At 68.2% G+C, this 2,780-nt stretch carries 2 protein-coding genes and 2 pseudogenes; all 4 read right to left on the bottom strand.

Annotation, left to right across the window (positions count from 1 at the left end):
* Positions 1–248 precede the first annotated feature (248 nt).
* A pseudogene (locus JWR86_RS17135) lies at positions 249–470 on the bottom strand (transposase); the annotation flags it as partial.
* 456 nt (positions 471–926) lie between these two features.
* Positions 927–1,739, bottom strand: a complete 813-nt coding sequence (locus JWR86_RS17130) for a 3-methyl-2-oxobutanoate hydroxymethyltransferase (RefSeq protein ID WP_299567684.1) — start codon at positions 1,737–1,739, stop codon at positions 927–929.
* The gene (locus JWR86_RS17125) at positions 1,736–2,221 is read right to left on the bottom strand and encodes a hypothetical protein (protein WP_299567682.1); all 486 of its coding nucleotides are present in this window, start codon (positions 2,219–2,221) and stop codon (positions 1,736–1,738) included. Before JWR86_RS17125 ends, JWR86_RS17130 begins: the two co-directional genes overlap by 4 nt.
* Before the next feature lie 2 nt (positions 2,222–2,223).
* Positions 2,224–2,780, bottom strand: a pseudogene (locus JWR86_RS17120) (aromatic ring-hydroxylating dioxygenase subunit alpha); the annotation flags it as partial.

Below are 2,780 nucleotides of genomic sequence, written 5' to 3'. Positions count from 1 at the left end.
CCTTGGTTACATTGACCTGCATTCTTCGAGCGGACGACGAAGGGTGATTCGCCATTCCCAAACCGGGCCACGGCTCCCGTTGCGGCCACCGAGGGCCGTTGGGTAACCGACTGTGGCGCTTGGTCGCTGATGGGCAGTCCGTGGCATGAGCGGTGTCTCCGGAGCAAATGAGGGACAGATGGCGGCAGTCTGTAAGTTCATGCCGTGGGACGTCCACGTCCGCCGGAGCCGGGTGATGGACGAATTTCGGCGACGGGCAGCGCGCCGATCGTGGCGGGCTGGTCGACGACGAGCAGGACCTTGCCGTGCCGGCCGAGGTCGGTGAGGATCTCGCGGAGCCTGGCTTCAGCGTTGGGCAGGGCTCTGTCGTGGAGCCGTTTGCCCGACCTGTCCAGGGCAACGGCGTGATGGTCGGATTTGCCGACGTCCAGGCCGATGAAAACGTCGACGTCTTGCTGGTCAAGAATCACTGCATACCGCCTTCCGAAGAGCCGTCACCTGCTGCCTGTGCCGGCCGGACCATGGCGGCAGCCGTCGGCATCCACGTTACGAATGACCCCGCAAGCCGTGCCTCTATCAGCGATCAACTCCCGCCGGGCCGGTCCCGGTGGCAACACCCCCCTGATCATGAAACGACTGGGGGCAACAACCATGCCGGGACCGACCGGCCAGCACACCCTAATCCTGCAACAGGAACGGGCTACAAAAAGGTAACGGGCGCATCGTCACCAGGCGGGCCGCCGCGCCGACGAGGTCGATCTACTGGCACTTCGGGCACAAGGACAACCTGGTCGCGGCCGTGATCGAGCACTGCTACGCGAAGTGGACCGCGCTGCTTCCGGATGCGAACGAGCTACCCCAGCCGCCGACCCCGCTCGCGGAGGCCCTGCCGGTCTTCCTCGAGGCGCACGCGCACTCCTTCTGTGTCAGGGTTGGGTGGGTACGGGGAGGCCGCCGCGGAGCTGGCGCCCTGCCCTGATGTCCGCCGCGCAGGCGGTGAGGGCGTCGTGCGTGATCCGCGCGACGTTCGCGTAGGTGTCCGGTTCCGAGTCGACCCACTTCGAGTTGTAGCCGATCGCGGCGGTGATCATCCGGATCCGGCCGTCGAGCCACGGCCCGCCGCCGAACCCGCCCAGGACCGGGATCTTCACGGCGTCGACGACGGCCGGGCCGACCACCGGGCCGGAGTTCGTGAAGTTCAGCGCGACCGCACCGGCATCTTCGAGACGCCGGGCCTCGGCGACGAGCTGGTCGGTCATCTCGTCCGGCACCTGGATGGTGTGGGCGGCCGAGTAGTCGATGCCGTACTTCAGCGAGGTCTGCGGCGTGATGCCGAACTGCGCGAAGACCGGGATGCCGGCGCGGGTCAGGGCTTCGACCGCCTCGGGGAAATCGGCGGCGCCGTCGAGCTTGACGAGGTCGACACCTGCTTCCTTCACGAGCCGGATCGCCGCGTCCAGCGCGTCGCCGGACTGCAGCGGACCGAAGGGGAAGTCCGCGCTGACCAGCGCGTTCTTCACCCCCCGGCGCACGGCCTTGGCTGCGACGAGCAGTTCATCGAACGTGATCTCCAGCGGGTTCGAGTGCCCCCACAGGTTCGCGCCGACCGTGTCGCCGACCGAGACGATGTCGGCCCCGACCCGGTCCGCGATCGTGGCCATGTGATAGTCCCAGGCCACGAAGCACACCGACTTCTGGCCCGTGCGTTTCATCGCCTGGATCTCAGGGATCGTCCTCATGCGCGAATCCCCCGCAGCAGCTCGAAGAGATCGTCGTAATCCGCCGGGACGAGCAGGACGCGCGCATGCGGCCGGATCGCCGCCAGCGCGGTGCCTTCGAGCGTTCCCTCGCCCAGCAGCAGCATCCCGGCGGTCATGATCGACCGCGACCGGCATGCCAGGCCCACCGCGGCGACGGCCTCGGGGTCGAGGTCGTTCGTGGCGACCATGATCACCGAGTCGGAGTGCTCCACCTCGCTCTCCAGCGTGCGACGCTCGCCCTCCAGCGTGATGAGCTCATCCCCCCAGGGCCCCGCGCGGTAGAACTCCGCCTGGCCCCACGGCCCGTCCTCGGACACGGCGCGCACCACCTGCTCGGCGGCCTCGTCGAACGCGATGACACGGGTGTGCCGTGCGTGCGCGAGGGGGTAGTCGATGCGGTACGCGGCCTCCGCGGCGGTCGCGGCCCGAGCGCAGCTGCTCACCATGATGGGATCCGCCATGCTCACACCGAGGTCTGTGGAACGCCGGGCCGGGCCTCGAGGGCGTCGCCGATGCCCTCGACGAACGGCTGATCCGCCGGCAGCACGGCCGCGACCGAGCGGATCTTCTGGTGCCCGGGGATATTGCCGATCGGCTCGGTCCCGTGATCACGCAGGGCCTCGGCGGCCCGACGCAGCTTCTGGCGCGCCTTGATGATGCCGGCGTCGGTCGCCACGAGCCGCTCCTTCGTGCGGTCGACGACCGGGCCCATGCTCTCCTGCAGCGAGGAGTCCTGGATCGCGATGCCCTCCACGCCCGAGAACAGCTCGCCCGTCTTCTGCTTCTCACGGTCGATGAGGTAGTCGTTGCCCTTGTTGGCCTCGGGGATGTACGTGCCCGGGATGTTCCTGGAATGGACCCCGGCCCCGGCCTCCATCGCCTCGACCTCAGTATCGGTGAGCTCACGCGTGGGGTGGTAGTCGAAGCTCCACGCCCAGCAGTTCTCGTCATCGATCGGCACCCAGAAGTGACCGTGCATCGGGTGGTCGCCACGCGGGGGCACCATCGTGAAGTTCGGCA

The organism is Enterovirga sp., assembly GCF_028290205.1.
In the GTDB taxonomy this organism is placed as follows: domain Bacteria; phylum Pseudomonadota; class Alphaproteobacteria; order Rhizobiales; family Beijerinckiaceae; genus Enterovirga.
This window is presented reverse-complemented; position numbering and strand designations above follow the sequence as displayed.